The 19,699-nt window shown below is 74.3% G+C and carries 14 protein-coding genes and 1 riboswitch; of the genes, 4 read left to right on the forward strand and 10 right to left on the reverse strand.

Going from position 1 to position 19,699, the window contains the following annotated elements; translation table 11 throughout:
• Window positions 1–42 precede the first annotated feature (42 nt).
• The 4 genes from ABZ719_RS09760 to ABZ719_RS09775 form a co-directional block, all read right to left on the reverse strand.
• The gene (locus ABZ719_RS09760) at window positions 43–951 is read right to left on the reverse strand and encodes a carbohydrate ABC transporter permease (RefSeq protein WP_366724681.1); all 909 of its coding nucleotides are present in this window, start codon (window positions 949–951) and stop codon (window positions 43–45) included.
• Window positions 948–2,015: a sugar ABC transporter permease gene (locus ABZ719_RS09765; protein ID WP_366724682.1), complete on the reverse strand. Its 1,068-nt coding sequence runs from the start codon at window positions 2,013–2,015 to the stop codon at window positions 948–950. The genes ABZ719_RS09760 and ABZ719_RS09765 overlap by 4 nt, the downstream gene beginning before the upstream one ends.
• 10 nt (window positions 2,016–2,025) lie before the next feature.
• Window positions 2,026–3,363 carry an ABC transporter substrate-binding protein gene (locus ABZ719_RS09770; RefSeq protein ID WP_366724683.1) on the reverse strand — a complete coding sequence of 446 codons (1,338 nt, stop codon included), beginning with the start codon at window positions 3,361–3,363 and terminating at the stop codon, window positions 2,026–2,028.
• 353 nt (window positions 3,364–3,716) lie between these two features.
• Window positions 3,717–4,565 (reverse strand): endo alpha-1,4 polygalactosaminidase, encoded by an 849-nt coding sequence (locus ABZ719_RS09775; RefSeq protein WP_366724684.1) that lies wholly within the window; start codon window positions 4,563–4,565, stop codon window positions 3,717–3,719.
• Between the two features lie 314 nt (window positions 4,566–4,879).
• On the opposite strand from ABZ719_RS09775, the gene ABZ719_RS09780 reads away from it, so the two are divergent.
• Both ABZ719_RS09780 and ABZ719_RS09785 read left to right on the forward strand, forming a co-directional pair.
• On the forward strand, window positions 4,880–5,638 hold the full coding sequence (locus tag ABZ719_RS09780; RefSeq protein ID WP_366724685.1) for a DeoR/GlpR family DNA-binding transcription regulator: 759 nt from the start codon (window positions 4,880–4,882) through the stop codon (window positions 5,636–5,638).
• Window positions 5,639–5,869: 231 nt separating this feature from the next.
• Entirely contained in the window at window positions 5,870–6,256 is a 387-nt protein-coding gene (locus tag ABZ719_RS09785; RefSeq protein WP_366724686.1) for an NUDIX domain-containing protein, read from the forward strand.
• Here ABZ719_RS09785 and ABZ719_RS09790 read toward each other — a convergent pair.
• Window positions 6,229–6,612: a thioesterase gene (locus ABZ719_RS09790; RefSeq protein WP_366724687.1), complete on the reverse strand. Its 384-nt coding sequence runs from the start codon at window positions 6,610–6,612 to the stop codon at window positions 6,229–6,231. The genes ABZ719_RS09785 and ABZ719_RS09790 overlap by 28 nt on opposite strands.
• Before the next feature lie 74 nt (window positions 6,613–6,686).
• Window positions 6,687–8,234: a hypothetical protein gene (locus ABZ719_RS09795; RefSeq protein ID WP_366724688.1), complete on the reverse strand. Its 1,548-nt coding sequence runs from the start codon at window positions 8,232–8,234 to the stop codon at window positions 6,687–6,689.
• 739 nt (window positions 8,235–8,973) lie between these two features.
• On the opposite strand from ABZ719_RS09795, the gene ABZ719_RS09800 reads away from it, so the two are divergent.
• Entirely contained in the window at window positions 8,974–11,616 is a 2,643-nt protein-coding gene (locus tag ABZ719_RS09800; RefSeq protein ID WP_366724689.1) for a SpoIIE family protein phosphatase, read from the forward strand.
• A 28-nt stretch (window positions 11,617–11,644) separates the two neighbouring features.
• Here the strand turns inward: ABZ719_RS09800 and ABZ719_RS09805 are convergent, their stop codons facing one another.
• Together ABZ719_RS09805 and ABZ719_RS09810 are read right to left on the reverse strand one after the other, a co-directional pair.
• A complete protein-coding gene (locus ABZ719_RS09805; protein ID WP_366724690.1) occupies window positions 11,645–12,694 on the reverse strand; it encodes an aldo/keto reductase in 1,050 nt (349 codons plus the stop codon).
• Window positions 12,695–12,859: 165 nt separating this feature from the next.
• Window positions 12,860–16,624 (reverse strand): S8 family serine peptidase, encoded by a 3,765-nt coding sequence (locus ABZ719_RS09810; RefSeq protein ID WP_366724691.1) that lies wholly within the window; start codon window positions 16,622–16,624, stop codon window positions 12,860–12,862.
• Window positions 16,625–17,034: 410 nt separating this feature from the next.
• On the opposite strand from ABZ719_RS09810, the gene ABZ719_RS09815 reads away from it, so the two are divergent.
• The gene (locus ABZ719_RS09815; RefSeq protein ID WP_366724692.1) at window positions 17,035–17,475 is read left to right on the forward strand and encodes a universal stress protein; all 441 of its coding nucleotides are present in this window, start codon (window positions 17,035–17,037) and stop codon (window positions 17,473–17,475) included.
• 164 nt (window positions 17,476–17,639) lie between these two features.
• Here the strand turns inward: ABZ719_RS09815 and ABZ719_RS09820 are convergent, their stop codons facing one another.
• Both ABZ719_RS09820 and ABZ719_RS09825 read right to left on the reverse strand, forming a co-directional pair.
• The gene (locus ABZ719_RS09820) at window positions 17,640–17,762 is read right to left on the reverse strand and encodes a hypothetical protein (RefSeq protein WP_366724693.1); all 123 of its coding nucleotides are present in this window, start codon (window positions 17,760–17,762) and stop codon (window positions 17,640–17,642) included.
• 447 nt (window positions 17,763–18,209) lie between these two features.
• Window positions 18,210–19,613, reverse strand: a complete 1,404-nt coding sequence (locus ABZ719_RS09825) for a cytosine permease (RefSeq protein WP_366724694.1) — start codon at window positions 19,611–19,613, stop codon at window positions 18,210–18,212.
• A riboswitch (TPP riboswitch) is annotated at window positions 19,603–19,696 on the reverse strand. It overlaps the preceding gene by 11 nt.
• Window positions 19,697–19,699 lie beyond the last annotated feature (3 nt).

Raw genomic sequence — 19,699 nt, forward strand, 5'->3', positions numbered from 1 at the left:
GGCGGTGGAGCGGCGGACGGAGGGAGGCGGCCGGGAGGCCGGTCACCCCTTGAGGCCGCTCGACGTGATCGACTGGATGAAGGACTTCTGCGCGAGCAGGAAGGCGAGCAGCACGGGCAGCACGGTGATCACGTTGCCCGCCATGACCGCGGACCACTTGGTGTGGTGCTGCCCCTGGAACGTGGTCAGGCCCAGCTGGAGGGTGTACTGGGTGTCGTGGTTGATGGCGATCAGCGGCCAGCTCAGGTCGTTCCAGGTGGTGAGGAAGGTCAGCACCGCCACCGTGCTCAGCGCCGGCCGCGACAGCGGCAGCACGATCTGCCACAGCACCCGCAGCCGGGAGCAGCCGTCCAGCCAGGCCGCCTCCTCCAGCTCCCTCGGCAGCGACAGGAAGAACTGCCGCAGCAGGAACACGGCGAACGGGGTGACCAGCGACGGCACGATCAGCGCGCCGAGCGTGTCGATGAGTCCGAGCCGCTTCATCACCAGGAACGTCGGGATCATCGTCAGCTGGAACGGGATCGCCATGGTGGCCAGCATCAGCCCCAGCAGCAGCCGGGAGCCCGCGAACCGCATCCGGGCGAACGCGTAACCCGCCAGGGCGCCGAGGACCAGGTTGGACACCACCGCGGCCAGCGACACCAGCAGCGAGTTGGCGAACCAGCGCGGGAACATGGCGTTGCCCAGGACGTAGCGGTAGCCGCCCAGATCGATGCGGGAGGGCCACAGGGCGGGCGGGAACCGGTTGATCTGCGCGTCGCTCATCACGGAGCTGAGCAGCAGCCAGATCAGCGGGACCGCGAACACGAGGGCGAGCGGAGCCAGCAGCAGGTGCCAGGGGCTGAACGGCTGTTTCTTGCGGGGCCGTCCGGGAGCGGCCGGCGGGCGGTCCGGGGACGCCGGGGCAGGCGCCGGGGGGAACGCGGACGGGGCGGGGGACGTGGCCGTCATCGTGCGGCTCCTTCCAGGCCGGCGGAACCGGCGGGGCCGGTGCGGCCGTGGTGGGCGGGGGCCCGGCGCCGTACGGCCCGGGCGAGCCGCGGGACGGCGGCGAGCAGGATCAGGGCGAGGGCCAGGGCGTAGGCCGCCGCCGCACCGTAACCGGCGGTGAAGTTCTTGAAGGCCTGCTCCCAGATGAAGTAGACGATCACCGTGGTCGAGCCGAGCGGGCCGCCCTTGGTCGTCACGTACACCAGGTCGAAGACCTGCAGCGCGTTGATGGTCTGCCACAGCAGGAGGAAGACCAGCACGGGGGCGAGCGCCGGGAGCGTCACGTGCCGCAGCACGTGGCGGCGGCCGGCGCCGTCCAGCCGGGCCGCCTCCACCAGTGAGGGCGGTACGTCCTGGAGGGCGGCCAGCAGCACCACCACGCAGAAGCCGGTGCCGCTCCACAGCGAGATCGCCACGAGCGCGAGCAGTGCCTGGCCGGGGTCGGTGAGGAAGCCCTGCGGGGAGATCCCGACCTTGTGCAGCACGGAGTTGGCCGCGCCGAACTCGGGGTCGAGGATGAAGGAGAACAGCACTCCCTGGGCCGTCGCCGAGACGACGAACGGCACGAAGAAGAGGGTGCGGTACAGGGCGACCAGCCGCAGCCGCTGGTTGAGCGCCAGGGCCAGGAACAGCCCGAGGCCGATGCTCAACGGCACGTACAGCACCGTGTAGAGCAGGGTGTTGCGCACCGCCTGGCTGAAGTGCGGGTCCTGCGCGAGCGCCCGGTAGTTGGCGAGGCCGACCCAGCGGCTGGGCGTGACCAGGTCGTCGGCCTGGAAGGACAGCAGCAGCGACCAGGCCACCGGTACGACGCTCAGGCCCAGGATCACCAGCACCGCGGGGGAGACGAACGCCCAGGCGGTGGCGGACTCCCGGCCGGCCCGGCGGCGCGCGGACCCGGAGCGCGGCGGGGTGTCCGCGGCGGTGCCGTGTCCGTCGTCGTCGCCAGGTGTGTGGCGGCCGGTGCGGGTCTTTTGGCCGGGGCCGCGGTCCGCGAGGGTGAGGGGGGAGGGCAGGCGGGGCATGGTGGTCCTCTCAACGCGGGATGAGCAGGGCGGCGTTGGCCTCGCGCGCGCAGTCGCGCAGCGCCTTGGCGGGGGTGCTCCGGCCGATGAGCACCGAGGCGATCGCCTGGCCGAGGGCCTGCGAGATCTGCGGGTACGCCGGGTGGACGGGCCGCACCCGGGCCGAGGTCAGTGCCTCGGTGAACACCGCGAGGCCCTCGGTCCGCGCCTCCTGCGCGTGCCACGCGGGCAGCGCCTGTGTGCTGCGGCTCAGGGGGAGACTGCCGGCCCGCACGTCCCAGCGGACGTCCTGGGCGGGCTGGGACAGCCAGGTCACGAAGGTGCGCGCGGCACGGACCCGGGCCGGGCCGTTGTCGAACACGGTCCAGGTGTCGGGGCCCGAGATGGTCACCGGACGGCCGCTGTAGCTGGGCAGCGGCACCACATGGTGGTCGATGCCGGCCTGGCGGATGTCCGGCAGCTGCCACGGCCCGGTGACGACCATGCCCATCCGGCCCGACGCGAAGACCTGGTACATCTGCTCGCTGCCCGGCTTCGGATCGACGTAGACACTCCTGTCCCCGGCGAGGGCCGCCACCGTCGCGAGGGCCTTGACGCCGCTCTCCTCGAACCCGATGTGCCGTCCGTCCGGGCCGATGACGTCGCCGCCCAGGTCCCACACCATCGGCCACAGCCGCCACACGGTGTCCTCGTCGCCGACGCCGGGCCAGCCCGTGCCGAACACCCCGCGGCGCCGGTCGGTGAGCCTGGCCGCCGTGGCCACGAACTGGTCCCAGGTCCAGCCGGGCCGGGGCAGCGGCAGGCCGGCGTCACGGAAGAGCTTCTTGTTGCAGACGACGGCCAGGGAGTCGAGCAGGGCGGGCGAGGCGCGGACGTGGCCGTTGAGCGTGACCGCGGCGCGGGCGGGCGCCCAGAAGTCGTTCCAGGGCGTCGGTCCCGAACGCACGGTGTCGGTCAGGTCCACCACCGAGGGGCTGCGGGCGACGCTGGCCAGGTCGGAGCCGAAGACGTAGGCGACGTCGGGGAAGGAACCGGCCGCGAGCGCGGCGGTGATCTTCTGCAGCATCGCGTCGGCGAGGACCCCGCCGCCCGGGTCCACCCGGATACCGGGGTGGGTGCGGTTGAACTCCGCCACCAGCTTCTCGATCGCCGCGCGGCCCGTGTCCGTCTGGCCGTGCCAGAGTTCGACGGTGACCCGGCCGTCGGCGCCGACGCCGTCGTCCGTGGCCGCGCCGCACCCGGGCAGCGCCGCGGTCGCGGCGGCACCGAGGGCCAGGGCGGTGCCCCGGCGCAGGATCGTACGGCGCGGAAGTCCGGTGGCGCCGGACGGGCGGTGTGCTGCGGCCATGTGAGCCCCCAGGAGGACGCGTGAAGCGGGACGCCACGCGGACGGACGGTCCGGCACGGCGGGCCGGTGCCGGACGGGACGGTGTGCGGTGGGAGGGGTGCCGCCGCGCAGGACGGGCGGCACGGGAGGGTGCCGCCGGACGCGCGGGGGGCGCCTGCCGCGGAGGGCGGGGTGCGCCGGAGCGCGCTTCTCGCGCGGCGGGGAGCCTTGGCGCGGGAGCGGCTCACCAGGGGGCGGCTCACGGGCGGGACGCCTCGGAGACGGGCGGCCCTGAAGCGGGGCGGAAGCCCGGGGGGTGCCCGGTGCGCCGGAAACAGGTCCGGACGCACCGGGCGGGCCGTGCGGCGGGCGCGTCAGCAGGTCTTGCGGACGTAACCGCTGTCGCCGGGAGCCGTCACGTCCACGTCGCGCAGCACGACGCTGAGGCGGTCACCGTAGGCGTCGCACACCTTCTTGAGGTTCTTCTCCTGGTACTCGATGACGATGACGTGGTCACCGAACCCGTCGACGTAGTCGCCGCACTCGTCCCACTCGCCGCACTCCTCGGCGACGGCGAAGTCGAGCCCGGTGTCGGCGCGGTCGGTGGAGAACTGGGACGTGTTCTTCTGGGCGATCGCCAGGCCCTTGTCGTGCGCGTGGGCGGACAGCAGCCGGATGAACGCCTTGGCGTTGGCCTCGCTGATCAGCTTCGTCCGGTCGAAGGTGTCCAGGTTGTCCGGCTCGACGGCCTTGAAACCCTTGCTCGCACACGTGTCGATCCAGGAGTTCACCTTCGCCGCGATCCGCTGCCGCTTGGCGTCGGTGCGGATGTCCAGCATGGCCTCCCCCCAGTTGTCGTCGTACACGACCTTGCCGTTCGCGTCCCGCAGCAGCAGGTCGCCCCACTGGCTCTCGGCGCCGGGCTGGGCCTGGAAGGCGTTGACGTAGCAGATGTTGTAGAGACCGGCCGCCGGGGCGGCCGTGTAGTCGCGGGTGACGACCTTCACCCCGGACGGCGGCGGATAGGCCTTGCCGATCTGGTAGTCGAAGGCGGCGTGTGCCGGGGGAAGGGTCACCGTGGCCGCGGAGGCGGCCCTGGGGGTGGTCGCGGAGGTGGCCGCACTCGCCGAAGCGCAGGCGGACAGCGGACAGATGACCGCCGCCGCGGCGGCCACCGCCACGGTGGCACGCCCGTGCGGCCGGACACGATCGAAGAGGGACATCTTTGAGCTCCAGAAGATGCGAGGGTACGTCCCCGCCTCGGACCCCACGTCCGTGCGGACGGATCCTGGCGACTTTGTCCGGACTTACGGTGTGCGCACCGTGCTACCGGCTGGGCGTACCTCTGACGCCGGGTGCTCAGCTCTGGCGTTGGAAGGAGTAAAGCGAGCAACTTTCGCCATGTCAACAGATCGAAGATGCGCATCTTGTTCATATGGGCAAAGGCGCTTGGCCGGTCGCGCTCCCGCCGGGTGGCCGGTCCCGCCTCCCCGTCGTACGGCCTTCGTGCCGCCCTTGTCCGGTCTATGCTCATCGCATGCTGAAAACTGAGCGTCATGCGCGAATACTTGAGCATGTCTCCGCGCGTGGTGCCATCGACGTCACCGAGTTGTCCCGGTTGCTGAACGTCTCAGGCGCCACCATCCGGCGCGATCTGCAGCACTTGAGCCGGCTGAACCTGCTGCGCCGCACGCACGGCGGAGCTGTCCAGGGCAGCGCCGGCCCCGAACTCCCGGTCCAGCACCGCACCGAGCGCAGCAGGCCGCAGAAGCAGGCCATCGCGCGGGCCGCGGCCCGGCTCGTGCCCCGCGGCGCGGTCGTCGGGATGACCGGCGGGACGACCGTCACCGAGATCGCGCGCGTCCTGGCCGCCCGGGGCGCCGTCACCATCGTGACCAACGCCGTCAACATCGCCGCCGAGATGGTCCCGCACCACGACGTCACGCTCGTCGTCGTCGGCGGCTACGCCCGCACCGAGAGCTACGAACTCGTGGGCCCCATCGCGGAGAAGACGCTCGCCGACCACCACACCGACATCACCTTCCTCGGCGTGGACGGCATCAGCGCCGACCACGGCTGCACCACCCACGACCAGCTCGAGGCGGCGACGGACCGGGCGTTCGCCGCCAGCAGCGACAGGACGGTCGTCGTCGCCGACCACTCGAAGATCGGCCGGGCCACCTTCGCCCGGATCTGCTCCCTCAAGGACGTCGACCACCTCGTCACCGACCAGGCCGCACCCGCCGACGCGCTCGCCGCGATCACCGGCGCCGGCGTCGCGGTGACCGTGGTGTGACACAACCCGGAGACGGGAGACGGGAGACGGGAGACGGGAGACGGGAAGCGGGAAGCGGGAAGCGGGGGACGGGCAGGGGCGCGGGGTCGGGCAACGGCCCCTCGGGGTACGGGCCTTCGGCGCCTCGGACCAGGGGTAGGCGCACCGCGCAGGGGGCAGGAGGACCGGGGGGCGGAAAACCGGCGGTGCCCTGCCGGAGGGCCGCACGGACCGCAGCGGGAGGGCTGGACCATGACAGCGGAGCAGGCCGCGGGGAGCGCGGTGCAGGCGGTGGTCGTCTACGACGGGCGGCTGCTGCTGGTGGAGGAAGAGGGCCAGGACGGCTGGGGGCTGCCGTCAGGCGTACCGGAGCCGGCCGAGACACCGCAGGCGACCGCGGCGCGCCTGGTCTACGAGTCCACCGGGTACCTGGTCGACGGCTCGTCGGCGCTCGGCGCGCCGGGCGGGGTCCCGGGGACGGAGCCGGCCGCGGTGGTGTGCCAGCTGCTGAGCGAGGACCCCTCCTCCGGGGCGCGGCTCGCACCGGAGCGGATCCGCTGGGTACCCATGGACGCGCCGGTCCCGGCGGACCTTCCCGCTGTCGTACGGGACTACCTGGCGGGCCACACACCCGCTTGAGGGTCGGGCGCGGTGGCGAGGAACCGCTGCCGGTCGACGATCGCCCGGTCGATCTCCCCGGTGGCGACGAGTTCCCCGGCGCCGTCGACGGCCCGCACGAGGAAGGTGAGCCGACGGCCCACGGCGGCGGCGGGCGCCTCCGCCACGACCTCCACACGGCCGCCCACCCGGGTGGCGCGCAGGTGCTGGACGCGGATCGCCGTGCCCACCGTCGTCTGGCCGGCCGCGGTGAACGGCGCGGCGGCCCGTACGGTCGCCGCCTCCAGCCAGGCGATCAGCCGGGGGGTGGCCAGCACGGGCACGTCACCACTGCCCACCGACGTCGCCGTGTCGGCGTCGGTCACCTCATGTCGCATGCGACCACGCTAACCGCATCGTCTCCCGCGCGCTCACCGGTGTCCCACCGGCCGCCGCCCGCGCGACCCCGGGCTCACCGCCCGCCCTCGGCCGGGGCCGGGCGCCGCCGGCGCCGCAGGCACCCGGCCGCTACCCCGGCGGCGAGCACCGTGCCGCCCGCCACGCCCCACAGCAGCGGGTCCCGGTAGGGCGGGCGGGGCAGGGCGGGCGACGCGTCGAGCGGGACGAGGGCGGTGTCGTTGCCGGGGGTGCGGTCGTACGGGTTGTGGGTGCGGACGGTGCCGTGGGCGCCGGGGACCCGCCGGTCGATGCGCAGGCGGAACCCGATGACGGTCGTGCCCCCTTCGTGCCGCACCTCGGAGAAGCCCTCGCTGCCGATGTCGCACACGAACGCCCCGCCGGGCCTGTCCGGACGCGCGCACGCCCACGTGCCGTGCGTGTCCTCGAAGGTGAACGGGACGGAGGTGACGGTGGTCCCCTCCGGCGGCACCACCTCGAAGCCGCCCAGCGCCTCGGGGGTGCCGGGCCGGCCGGGGCCGTGGTCGCGCAGCCCGAGCCGCACCGTCACCGTCTCGCCGACCCGGCCGCGCACGGTCGCCGTCACGGGCTCGTAGTCGTCCTGCACGGTGGTCTCGACGGACACCCGGCCGGTCCCGCCGGTGAGGCCGCGGCCGCCCGTCGGGACCAGCGTCAGCGGCGCGCCCGTGCCGCGCACGGTGAGCCGGCCGGGGCCGTCCGGTCCGTCCGGGCCGCCGGGGTCGGACGACCAGGCGTAGGACAGTGTGCCCGTCAGCTTCCCGGGGGCCGCGGTGAAGGTGAGCGGGGACCGGGTGCGGTACGCGGTGCCCGGCGCGGCCTTCGTGGAGAACGTGCACCACGCGGAGGTGAAGGAGGCGTCGAACCGGCAGTTGCCCGGCCGGGAGGTCAGCAGGAGACCGTCCCGCGCGGTGATGCGCAGAGCGACACCCCGCCCGGCGGTGAACCGGCTGCGGTTGGCGAACCGGGGGGTCAGCGGTACGGGACGGCCGGGCTCCACACCGCGTACCGTCGTCTCCGTCCCGGGCGAGAGCAGCGCCGGGCCGCCCACGGTCATCCGTGTGGAGCCCGTGACGGGGGCCGCGTTGCCGGCCGTGGCCGTGTACGTCACCGTCCCGCTGTCGCCCGGTTCGACACCGTCCACGCCGTGCAGGACGAAGGGCGTCTGCGACTCCCCGTCGCCGTTCTGCACGTCGCCGTACGCACAGGTGAACACCGGGCCCTCGCCGGTGCAGTTGCCGGCACCGCCCCGGACGGCCCGGGCGACGCCGGACAGTCCCGAGGTGTCCACGACGACCCGGACGTCGCGGGCCGGGCCCGCGACGCCGGCCGGGACCGCGACGGGCACGGCGAAGTCGCTGTTCGTGGCGCGGGCACCCTCGTCGGCGCCGTACATGCGGAAGGCCGCCGGGGCCTCGAACCGCAAGGCGGCCTGACCGCCGCCGGCCGCCGCGGCGGGTGGCGGGAGCAGGACGAGAACCACGGCGAGGACGGCGCCCAGGACAGCGGTCGCGGTGGTGAAGCGGGCGAGGGCGGCGACGGCCGGGACGGCCGGGCGTCCGGCGGCACGCAGGGATCGGAGCACGTCCGCACCGGGCCGGCGGCCGGCCCCGCGAGGCACCGCCGTGGCCTCTGCCCGCCTCAGCGCCGTGGCCTCCGCCCGGCTCACCGCCGTGGCCTCCGCCCGGCCCACCGTCGTGGTCCCTGCCTCCATCAACGTCGTGACCCCCGCCCGCTTCACCGTCGTGATCCCCGCCCGCCTAGCCCTCGTGCCCCCTGCCCGCCTCACCACCGGGCGGGAGTTGGGCGCCTGGCCAGTGACACCGGCAGCGACCCGGCCGCGCCCACCCTCGCACACGCCGGCGGAAGCCGGGGGGCCGCGAGCGCTGTGCCTGACCCAGACGACGGCCCGTCAGCCGCTGCGTCTGCAGACCTGTGACGGCTCCGCCGCCCAGCGGTTCACCTCCTGGGAACGGAACGGCCGCTCACCGCGAGGGACCGGAGCCCGCCGCCGACCCGGTCCTGCGGCACGGAGAACCCCGACCGTCGGGAGAACCCCGACCGTCGGGAGAAGTCCGACCGTCGGGAGGTGCCCGACCGTTCGGAGGATTCCGGCCGCCTGCCGCGCAAGGCGGCCCCGCGCCGCCCGGGGCCCACGCGCCGGTGCGCCCCGCGTGCACGCCACCGTGGCCGGCCACCGCACCCGTCCGCCGGGCCGGTCCGCTCACCCGTCCGGGCGGGCCGCGCCCCGGCGCTCACCCGTCCGGCGGGCGGGAGGCGGACGCGGACGCCGGGGCGGGCCCCTGGTGGGGCACACTGGGTGCATGGGCGATCTCAATGCCCGGGGGGCGTCCGCCCGACGGTTCCCCCCGGAGCCGGAGAGCGTGCCGCAGGCCCGGCGGTTCGTACGAGCCGCTCTCGACCATGTCGCCGCGGACCTGGTGGAGACCGCTCAGCTCCTGGTCAGTGAACTGGTGACCAACGCGGTGCTGCACGCCTGCACACCGGTCGAGGTGACCGCCTGCGCCGAGGGCGGCACGGTGCGGGTGCGGGTGAGCGACCGGCGGCCGGACCGCGTACTCGTGCCGCACGAGTGTTCGCCTTACGCCGGCACCGGCCAGGGCCTGGCTCTGGTCGGGCTGCTGGCCTCCCGCTGCGGTGTCGACACGGGCGAGGAGCACAAGAGCGTCTGGTTCGAGCTGAGCCCCGGCGAGGGGCCGCCGCGGCCGGCCGGCTGGGAAGTCACCGCGCCGCCCTGCCGCGCCGGAGCCACCGTGACGCTGATCGACGTGCCCGAGGCCCTGTACTCGGCCTCCCAGCAGCACCGCAACACCTTGCTGCGCGAGGCCACCCTGGCCGCGGCCGCCGGAACCGGCCTGGTGGGCGTGCCGGCGCACGACCTCGCCGTCGCCCACGACACCAGCAACCTGATCAGCGCCTGCGTCACCGCCGCGCTGCGCGAGCAGCCCGCCGAGGCCGGGTTCCGCTCGCTGCGCCTGGGCATGCCGCCGGACGCGGGGCCGGCCGTGCGGACCCTCTGGGAGGTGCTGGACGTGGCCGAGGACGCGGCCCGTGAGGAGTGCCTGCTGACCCTGCCGGCGCTGCCCCGCAACCGTGTCTTCCACCACTGGCTGTTCGACCAGATCGCCGGCCAGCTCGACGGTGAGAACCCCATGGCGTGGAGCGTGGTGCCCCGGGAACCGGGCGCCGGCCTGTCCGAACTGGTGCCCTGGGACGCCGGCCAGGTCAGCGCCGCGCGCGTGCCGACCATCGCCGCGGACGAGAGAAACGTGATCATCGCCGCCAACAACGCCGCGGCGGACCTGCTCGGCCGGCACCCCGACGAGCTCGTCGGCCGGCCGCTGACCATGCTGATGCCGGAGCACCTGCGCAGGCGGCACACCGGATCGTTCACGTCGCTGCTGCTCACCGGACAGCCGCGGATCCTGGGCCGTTCCGTGCCGCTGCCCGCCCTGCACCGCGACGGCCGGCTGATCCCCATCCGCCTGTTCATCCAGACCCAGGAGACCGCCGACGGCCGCACGGTCTTCGTCGCCCAGCTCAGCCCCAGGGCGGCCGCGCCCGTCCCACCGGCCGGCCCGCTCGGCCGGCCCCGCTCCGCGCCGTGGCCCCGGGAACCGGGCGGCCTCCCGGAGCCGGCCGTCCATGACGGCGCGCGTGCGGCGGGCGGCGGCCCCGCGGGCGTCTCCGCGCTGGAGCGGCTCGCGCTGATGGCCGACACCGGGGCAGCGCTCAGCAGCGCTCCCGACCTGGACGCGGGCCTTCAGCGGGTGGCCGGTATCCTCACCCGGCGGCTGGCCGACTGGTGCGCGGTCGACCTGTTCACCGAGAACGCGGAGGTGGAACGCGTCTGCGTCGTCCACGGGGCCCCGGGCGAGGCGTCACCCGAGCAGCACGAAGGGCCGCTTCCGCCGGTCTCCGTGAGCGCCCGCGGGCCGCTCGCCCGTGCCCTGCGCGGTGCGGGCCCCCTGCTGCTGACCGAGCCGCTCCCGCCGAGCCAGGCCGGCAGCCCTCTGGACGCCCACTACCTGCGACTGCTGCGCCAACTGGGCGCCGAGAGCGTCGTCGTCGCCCCGCTGCGGGCACGCCGGGAGGTCATCGGTGCCCTCACCGTGGCCCGCGGCGGGCGTCGCAGGCCCTTCACCCGGGCGGACCTGCCCCTGGTCGACGACCTCGTCCGCAGTCTCGCCCTGGGGGTCGACAACGCCCGCCTGCACCAGGAGACACGCAACATCGCCGAGCGCCTCCAGCGCTCGCTGCTGCCCGTGCTGCCGCAGGTGCCGGAGCTGCGGCTGGCCGCCCGCTACGCCGCCTCCTCCACCACCGCGCAGGTCGGCGGCGACTGGTACGACAGCTTCGTCCTGCCCGGCGGCGACACGGCCGTGGTCATCGGTGACGTCGCCGGTCACAACCTCGACGCGGCCATCGCCATGAGCCAGCTGCGCAGCATGCTCCGCGGCATCGCGGTGGGCCGCGAGGAGCCCCCGGAGACGGTCCTGCGCCGCCTGGACGCGGCGAACCACAGTTTCTACCGGGAGGCCACCGCCACCTGCATCTACGGGCTGATCAGGAGCTCCGGGGAGGGCCGGTGGGAACTGGTGCACTCCTCGGCCGGGCACCTGCCCCCGCTGCTGACCGTGCCGGGCGGCCCCACCCGGTTCCTGGAGGACGGCTCGGGCCTGATGCTCGGCGTGGACCCCGGCGTTCCCCGTACCCGGGCGTCGGACGAGATCCCGGCCGGCGCGACGGTACTGCTGTACACCGACGGCCTCGTCGAACGCCGCGGCGAACCCCTGGACCACGCCCTGGTCCGGCTGAGCCGGCACGCCGCGGCGCTGGCCCGCGAACCCCTCGACGTGTTCTGCGACGAACTCCTGATCAGGCTGGGCGCCGACGGCGAGGACGACATCGCCGTCCTCGCCGTCCGGCCCACGCCCGTGCCCTGACAGCCGCGCAGGCGCCGTGCCCCGGCCGTCACGCCGCCGAGCGGGAACCGGCCGGGCGGCGCCGGAGCGCCGGGACCGTGAGCGACGGCGGAGCCCACACGCCGTCCGGCTGGTACACGTCGGTCCCGGGCGGCACGATCTCGTCGATCCGGTCGAGCGCCGCGTCGTCGAGCACCACGGAGCGGCCCTTGAGGGCGGCGCGCAGCTGCTCCGGCGTGCGCGGGCCGATGATCACCGAGGTGACCGCCGGATGCGCGAGCGGGAAGGCGATGGCCAGCTCCGGCAGCGAACAGCCCAGTTCCCGGGCCACCGCCACCAGCCGCTCGACGGCCTCCAGCTTCGCCGTGGTCGTCGGCGCCGACGGGTCGAAGCGGTCCGGGTGCAGGGCCGGGCGCCCGGTGGTCAGATCGGCGGCCCGGTCCTTGCGGTAGCGGCCGGTCAGGAATCCCGAGGCGAGCGGACTCCAGGTCAGTACCCCCATGCCGAGGCGTTCGGTCACCGGGAGCACGTGCCGCTCGACCCCGCGGGCCAGCAGCGAGTAGGGCGGCTGCTCCGTGCGGAACCGCTGGAGTCCGCGGCGGTCGGCCACGTGGTGGGCCTCGACGATCTGGTCCGCCGGGAACGTGGAGCAGCCGAACGCCCGTATCTTGCCCTGGTGCACGAGATCGGTGAGGACGGAGAGCGTCTCCTCGACGTCGGTCCGGTGGTCGGGCCGGTGCACCTGGTACAGGTCGATCCAGTCCGTGCCCAGCCGGCGCAGGCTGTCCTCGACCGCGCGGACGATCCAGCGCCGGGAGTTGCCGCCCCGGTTGGGGCCCTCCTCCATGGGGAAGTGCACCTTGGTGGCGAGCACCACGTCGTCGCGCCGGCCCTTCAGCGCCTTGCCGACGATCGTCTCCGACTCCCCGGCCGAGTACATGTCGGCGGTGTCGACGAAGTTGATCCCCTCGTCCAGCGCGGTGTGGATGATCCGGGCGCACTCGTCGTGGTCGGGGTTGCCGATGAACCCGAACATCATGGTGCCGAGGCAGTAGGGGCTGACCTCGATGCCGGTACCGCCCAGGACGCGGTGGCGCATGCGCTTCTCCTCTTGGGTGTCGTCCGCTGGTGGGCGTGACCCTACGAGTTGGAGCCCACTTCAGGGCAAGGGCCCTGCCGTGCGGTCGTCCTGCGGGCGCCGCGCGCCGAGCGGCGCCCGCAGGAGGGGAGTTCCTCCTGCGGGCGCCGCGTCGAGGGATCCGGTTCAGCGGACGTCGTAGGCCCGGGTCACCGTCTGGGTGACCGAGTTGCCGTTCGTGTCCGTCAGGGTGGTCCTCAAGGTGACCTGCCGGCCCGAGGCGCCGGCGTGGTCCACGGTCGCGCTCCAGACGCCGTCGTGCTCGGCCGTCGCCGCCTCGGTCCAGGTGGCGCCGCCGTCGTAGGAGTAGGAGAGCTCCGCGGCGCGCAGCCCCTCGGGGTGGTAGCCGGCGTGGCCCGTGACGCCCAGGGTGATGCGCTGCCCGTCCCGCGCGGCCAGCGTCTTCATGCCGTCCTCGGGCAGTCCGTACCGCGGGAAGAGGACCGGCAGCCCCCGCGAGTACACGTTCTCCTCCAGCCGGGAGCGGAACGACCACGTGGTCTCGGTCGCCACGGACCGCTTCCAGACCTGCGCGGGCTGCCCGATCTTCATGGTCTTCAGGGTCAGTTCGTACGCGGAGTCGGCCGCCGGGACGGTGAAGGAACCGAAGGGGTAGGAGCTGGTGCCGGCCTCCTCGCCGTCGATGCGCAGCGTCATGGACCCGAGGTCGCCGAAGGACCCCTGGACGCCGCTGTGGTCGCTGTCCCCCCAGAAGGCAGGCACGATGCCGATCCGGTCGCCCTGCCGCTCGGCGGCGAGCTGTTCCCCGCCGGAGGCGTCCCGCGGCGTGGCCGGGGCCAGGACACCGCCGTACCAGCTCTCGGTGAGCTGCCGGCCCGCCCGGTAGGTGCGGACGGCGCTGGTCATGCTCTCTCCCCAGGGGAAGCTGCTGGAGACGCTCTGCGAGAAGCCGGTGCCGTCCGCGGAGTAGTACTCGGTGCGCTCGCCGGGCGCCGTGACCGGGTCGACCGAGCCGAGCACGACGTCGGTGTCCGGGCGGTGCGCGACGACGGTGGACAGGTAGTCACCCGCCGCGCCCATGGCGTGCAGGACGGACCGGGTACGGCCGAGGCGGGCGTCCCGCACGCGGTACGTGCGGTCGGAGGCGACGGGGCCGCTCTCCGGGAAGGCGAGGTTGTAGACGTACGGGCTGACCGCGGTGGCCCGCCAGTGGAGGACGACCGGTCCCGAGGCCAGCCGCTGCCGGAGGTCCTTCGCCTCCCCGGCGGGGAGTCCGAGCACCGGCAGCGGGCCGCCGGTGTAGCCGACCGAGGGGTACCAGCGTCCCGTGGCGTCGTGGTGGGTGAGGAGGGCGACGGCTCCGGCGGCCGCGGCGGCCCGCGCCTGCTCCAGCACGCCGGTGGTGCCGTCCGGGACCCGGACCAGGGCGATCTTCCCCTTGACCTGCGCCGCGGCCAGCTCGGCGGCGGTGCCCGCGCCCGCGTCCACCACGTCCGCCCGGCCGGTGCCGTCGAGGTTCACGGAGCCGGTGGAGGCCGTGACCGGGTGCAGGCCCGGGCCGCCGGTGATGCCGAAGTCCGTGATCTGCGGGGCGTAGCGGCGCCAGTAACTGCCGAACTCGAAGCCGCCGTCGTGGGCGCGGCCCTGCACGTCCGCGTAGTAGGCCCGGGTGTCGCGGCCACCGCTGATGCTGCCCGCGTGCAGCCAGGTGCCGTCCCAGGTCCGGGCGAAGGCCAGCGTGGCGCCGCGGTCCTCGGTGGGCCGGTCGGTGCGCACGGACAGGCGGTGCGCCCGGCGGGCGTCGAGGACGACGGTGGTGTCCTTGGTGATCTCCAGCTGCGGGCGGCCCTCGTACGTCACCGAGTCGTTCGCCGGGCCGTCGCCGTCGGGGGTGACGACGAAGGAGGACAGGAAGTAGCTGCCGGGTCGAATCCGGTACGTCTGCTCGGTGGCGCCGTCGTTGAAGCGGCGCTCGCCGGAGGCGTCGTCGGTGCCGATGAGGTCCAGGGACGAGGAGCCGCCGGCGGGGTGGCCGCCGCGGTCGACGAGCCGGACGCGCAGGCTGACGGTCCGCGGCTGGACGTAGAGCGAGAACGGCGTGGACACGGTGACCCTGCCCGAGGTCGCGGTCACGCGGCCGGTGACGTCGCCGTACTGGCCCGCCTTCAGCGGGGCCGCCGGGTCCAGCCGGAGCGGCACCTCGACGGTCGCGCCCGCCGGCACGGTGACGGACCCGCTGCCCAGCCGGGCGACGGCCGAGCGGACGGCGCTGCCGTCGTTGCCGGTGACGTGCTCCACGCCGAGGCGGAGCGTGACCGGCCGGTCGGTGGTGTTGGTGTAGGGCACCTCGACGGTGGTGCGGTCCGCCTCCGTCTGCGGCCAGTCGAAGCTGCCGCCTTGCACGGCGGGCGCACCGAGCACCGTCTCGTCGACCGCGGCCTTCACGTCGACCCGGCCGCCGCCGGTCTCGCGCACGTCCCCCGGGACGGTGCTGTCCGCGGAGGACACCAGCGCGGCCTTGACCTGTTGCGCGCTCCAGTCGGGGTGGCGCTGGCGGACCACGGCGGCGGCACCGGCGACATGCGGGGTCGCCATGGAGGTGCCGCTCATCTCCCGGTACGCGTACAGGCCGCGGCCGCCGGCGGAGGCGGCGAGGATGCCGACGCCGGGCGCGGCGATCTCCGGCTTGAGGGTGTGCGAGCCGCAGGCCGGGCCGCGGCTGGAGAACGACGCGGTCGCGTCGTTCCCGTCGACGGCGCCGACGGTCAGCACACTCGGCGCGCAGCCGGGCGAGGAGACCGAATCGAGGGACGGGCCGGTGTTGCCGGCCGCGATGACGAACAGCGTGTTCCTGTTGCTGCGGGCCAGTTCCTCGGTGGCGGTGGCCATCGGGTCGGAGCAGTCGGTGCGGGCCGGGTTGCCCAGGCTCATGGAGACCACGTCGGCATGCCGGGCGACGGCCCATTCCATGCCCGCGATGATCCACGACGTGTCGCCGGAGCCGGAGTCGTCGAGGACCTTGCCGATCAGCAGGTCGGTGCCCGGGGCGACACCGCGCTGCTTGCCGCCGCTGGCCGCGCCCGTCCCGCCGACGGTGGAGGCGGTGTGGGTGCCGTGTCCCTGCCGGTCGTCCGTGTCGGGCGAGTCGGTGAAGTTCTCCGTGGCGCTGATACGGCCCTGGAGGTCGGGGTGTCCGGCGTCGACGCCGGTGTCGAGCACGGCGACCTTGGTGCCCTTGCCGTCGTACCCGGCGGCCCAGGCCTGCGGTGCGCGCACCTGCCGCGTCGACGTGTCCAGGGCGGCCTGCACCTTGCTGTCCAGCCACAGCTTCTTCAGGCCCCGGGCCGCCCGTGAGCGCGGTGCGAAGACGTCCGCCCAGAAGGCGGTGGCGTCCTTCTTGCCGGCCTTGAGGGCGACGCCGTCGATGGAGTCCAGGACGAGTCCGCGCCGGGCCCCGCGCGGTGTGGCGGGGGCCTCGCGGGTCACGCCGGCGGCCTTGTCGTAGACGGCGATGAGCGGCAGCACGCCGGAGTGCGCGTCGTCGTAGCCCTGCCGCACCAGTCCGCTCACGTTGAACAGTTCCTGGTCCACGCGGTCGGCGGCGAGGGCGGCGGTGGCGCTCTCCGGGTAGACGTAGAGGTCCTCGCCCACCTGCCGGGTCTGCAGCAGCGGGGTGCTGCCGTCCTCGGCGGGCAGTGCGACCGCGGAACTGTGTCCGGAGGGATCCTCGGTGACCAGGACCCGGTCGCCGGTGACGAGCGTGACGACCGTGCCGCGCGCGGTCTGCGCCGCGGCCGCGGCGGTGCCGAGGACGGGTCTCTCGTGTGCGGTGGTGTCCCGGGGCGGTGCGGCCATCGAGGGCACGGCCGCGGTGACGGCCAGGACCGTGGCCGTCGTGACCCCCAGGACTGTTCGCGATATCGAGCGCATCGCTCTCCCGAATCTGTGCGCCGGCACGTGCGTACCGGTGTCACGTCTGCGCGATCCGCCCGTGCGGGCATGCGTGAACAGCCGGATCGCGGAAGGTGGTTGGTGCTGCGGTGGGCACCACCCTGGCAGACGGACCGCTGGTGGGAGAGGGCCGGACGAGGCGGTTTTGCGCTGTGGCCGTTTCCCGCCACCGGGACGGGCGGCGGCGCGCGGGCAGGCGCGGGGACGAGAGAGGCCGGCCTCGCGGAACAGATCCCTGCCGTCGTGTTGTTCACGACGTGTCCCGACCGCACCGGTCCCGGTGCGGTCGGGACGGTCCCACCCGGAAGCACACCTGCGGCCACACCCGAAGACGCTTCCGCAGCACCCGAAGAGCACTCAGAAACACGTACAGACAAGGAAGTCAGCCCATGTTCCACCGCGTTCTCGTCGCCGTCGATCCGAGCCCCGCCCGCCACGCCACGGTGCGGCTGGCCGGTGACGTGGCCCGGCTGACCGGTGCCAAGGTCCGGGTGCTGCACGTCGCCCCCACCGCGGCCACGCTCGCCGCCGTCGTCCCCCTGGAGAACGACGCGGAGGCCAAGACCGTCGTCGACGAGGCCGTCACCGCGCTGCGGGACTCGGGCGTCGACGCCGAGGGCGCCGTCGCGGGCGGTCTGACCACGCAGATCGCCACCGCCATCTCCGCCGCCGCCGAGGAGTTCGGGGCCGACCTCCTGGTCCTCGGCCACCACCACCGCAGCGCCCTGGAGGCGTTCATCAGCCCGCGGGTCAGCGACGCCGTCGCGCACGCCAGCCGCATCGCCGTCCTCCTGGCCCCCGAGGACGGCACCGCGACCGGGCGGAACTGACCCGGACAGGGCACCGCGGCCCTGGAGAGCTGCCCCCCAAGGGCGGTTCCGGCGCGGTCCCGCACATGACGGAACAGCGCTCCGGACGACTCACGGAGCGCTGTTCCGCCGTCCCGTCGTTCCCCTGCCCGGGCTTCGGCCGCTCCCGGACGGCCCGGCCGGTGTCAGGGCTCCGGCTGCTCCTCGTCGGGGTCGGTCGACCAGCGGGACAGGAGTTCCTCGAAGGCGTCCATCCCCAGCAGGAGGAGCATCATCGCGATCGGAGTGCACAGCGCTACCAGAACCATGGAGCCTCCCGAGGGGAGCACCGGCGGACTCTTCACCCGGCCCCGCGAGCCGCACGCGGCGAGGCACTTCTCAGTGTGGGGCCGAATGGGCTAAAGCGCACTTCGTTGCCGGTGTGACTGCTGAGGCCGTGACCGGTGCGGCAGCCGCGCCCTTGCCGCGCCCCGGGTGTCGGGGCCATGGTGCCCGCCCTCCCGCGCCTTCGAGTGGCGCGGCGCTCCCGGGGGTGGTAGCGCCGTTCCCGCCTCCGGCGCGCCGCCCCGAGCGCGTCGCGCGTGCCTGAGAGCTGCGCACAGAAGGGGCGCCCGGCTCGACGCCCGGCACGCACGCTCGCGGCGTTGCCGGAAGGCCCTGAAGCTCCGCCACAAGGACCTTCCGGCGCCTGGCGCTCGCACGCACCGGACGCCGCGAGCCGATCGGACTCCCCTTTTGCCCTTTGTTCGCGGCTCTCAGCGCAGACGCCGTGCGCGCAGCGGCGCGTAGACGAGCAGGGCCGCCACGAATCCCACCGGGTAGGCGAGATCGGCGCCGTGCAGGGACCGGGCGGCCGGGCCGGTGTACAGGCCCGTGTTCATGAACGGCACGGACACGGCGAAGGCGACGGCGAACGCGGTGAGCGCCGGCCACCAGGACTGCGGGCGGGCCGTCTCGTGCGACAGCTCGACCGGGCGGCCGCCGCGGGCCCGGGCCCGGGCCGCCCAGTCCACGATGACGATCGCGACGAACGCGGGGATCCAGTACCCGACGAACAGCAGGACGTTCTGGAAGCGGGCGGTGGTGTCGGCCGCGTGCATCCACAGCACCAGCGGGAAGCCGAGCAGGGCGGCGAGGGCGGCGGCGAGCGGCCGGGGCAGGCGTACGCCCATGGTCTGCAGGGCCAGCGACCCGCTGTAGTCGTTCATGGCGTTGCTGCACAGGGCCGCGAGCGCGATCGAGAGGAGTCCGAAGGCGCCGAGCGGGCCCCCGCCGAGCAGGGTGTCGACGCCGTGGGCGGTCTGGTCGGTGAACTCGGCGGCGCCCCACAGGCCGAGCGCCTGCACCGCCACGAAGGACAGGCCGATGCCGAGCAGGGTGCACCAGAACATGCCCGGCCGGGACGCCGAGCGGGGCAGGTAACGGCTGAAGTCACTGGCGTACGGAGCCCAGGACAGGGCCAGACTCAGTGCGACCGTGCAGGTCAGGACGAACGCGCCGGCCCTGTCGGCGCCGTGCGCGGTGCCGGCCGTGGCCGCCGGGTGGGCGTGGCTCAGGAGCTTGACCGCGAGGACGGTGAAGGCGGCGGCGAGTGCGAACGTCATCACGGTCTGCAGCCGGTGGATCGCCTCGTAGCCGAGCACGCCCAGGGCGCCCTGGCCGGCCATCATCACCAGGACTCCGGCCCAGAACGGCCAGCCGCACAACTGGGCCAGCGCCTCCCCGCCGAACAGGCCGATCAGCGCGTCCCAGGCGATGGACGACAGCCACTGCAGCGCGGCCGGCACGGTGACGGCCCCGCCGAAGGCCAGGCGGGCCAGCGGCATCTGCGCCGCGCCGGTGCGGCTTCCCCAGGTGCCCAGGTAGGCGGTGGGCACCGCGCCGAGCAGGGTGCCGAGCACCACGGCGGCGAGGGCGGTGCCGGCGTCCAGTCCGAGCGCGATGCCGACGGTGCCGGTGAACACGCCGGTCATGGTCAGGTTGGGGGCGAACCAGACGGTGAACAGCCGCCCCGGGCCGCCGTAGCGGCTGTCCTCGGGCACCGGCGTGATGCCGCGTGCCTCCATCCGCAGATCACCGGGGGCCGTCGGCATCCGTCCGTCGAAGACGTGCCGCGGGCCGGCGACGGCCGGCTCGGTGCGGGCATGCGGCCATGACATGTGACATCCCTCCGCCAGTCCTAACTGGTTCAGGTTCGACGGGTGTGATCTCAGCCCCCGCGGGGGCACCCCGTGTCCAGGTACGG

The sequence above is a fragment of the Streptomyces sp. NPDC006743 genome, from assembly GCF_040703815.1.
Taxonomy (GTDB): Bacteria; Actinomycetota; Actinomycetes; order Streptomycetales; family Streptomycetaceae; genus Streptomyces.

Bases quoted from the DNA above. Each gene is read 5' to 3' on its own strand.
- ABZ719_RS09820 (WP_366724693.1), bottom strand. From the start codon at position 17,762: ATGGTTCTGGTAGCGCTGTGCACTCCGATCGCGATGATGCTCCTCCTG.
- ABZ719_RS09780 (WP_366724685.1), top strand. From the start codon at position 4,880: ATGCTGAAAACTGAGCGTCATGCGCGAATACTTGAGCATGTCTCCGCG.
- ABZ719_RS09800 (WP_366724689.1), top strand. From the start codon at position 8,974: ATGGGCGATCTCAATGCCCGGGGGGCGTCCGCCCGACGGTTCCCCCCG.
- ABZ719_RS09770 (WP_366724683.1), bottom strand. From the start codon at position 3,363: ATGGCCGCAGCACACCGCCCGTCCGGCGCCACCGGACTTCCGCGCCGT.
- ABZ719_RS09815 (WP_366724692.1), top strand. From the start codon at position 17,035: ATGTTCCACCGCGTTCTCGTCGCCGTCGATCCGAGCCCCGCCCGCCAC.
- ABZ719_RS09810 (WP_366724691.1), bottom strand. From the start codon at position 16,624: ATGCGCTCGATATCGCGAACAGTCCTGGGGGTCACGACGGCCACGGTC.
- ABZ719_RS09805 (WP_366724690.1), bottom strand. From the start codon at position 12,694: ATGCGCCACCGCGTCCTGGGCGGTACCGGCATCGAGGTCAGCCCCTAC.
- ABZ719_RS09790 (WP_366724687.1), bottom strand. From the start codon at position 6,612: ATGCGACATGAGGTGACCGACGCCGACACGGCGACGTCGGTGGGCAGT.
- ABZ719_RS09785 (WP_366724686.1), top strand. From the start codon at position 5,870: ATGACAGCGGAGCAGGCCGCGGGGAGCGCGGTGCAGGCGGTGGTCGTC.
- ABZ719_RS09775 (WP_366724684.1), bottom strand. From the start codon at position 4,565: ATGTCCCTCTTCGATCGTGTCCGGCCGCACGGGCGTGCCACCGTGGCG.
- ABZ719_RS09765 (WP_366724682.1), bottom strand. From the start codon at position 2,015: ATGCCCCGCCTGCCCTCCCCCCTCACCCTCGCGGACCGCGGCCCCGGC.
- ABZ719_RS09760 (WP_366724681.1), bottom strand. From the start codon at position 951: ATGACGGCCACGTCCCCCGCCCCGTCCGCGTTCCCCCCGGCGCCTGCC.
- ABZ719_RS09825 (WP_366724694.1), bottom strand. From the start codon at position 19,613: ATGTCATGGCCGCATGCCCGCACCGAGCCGGCCGTCGCCGGCCCGCGG.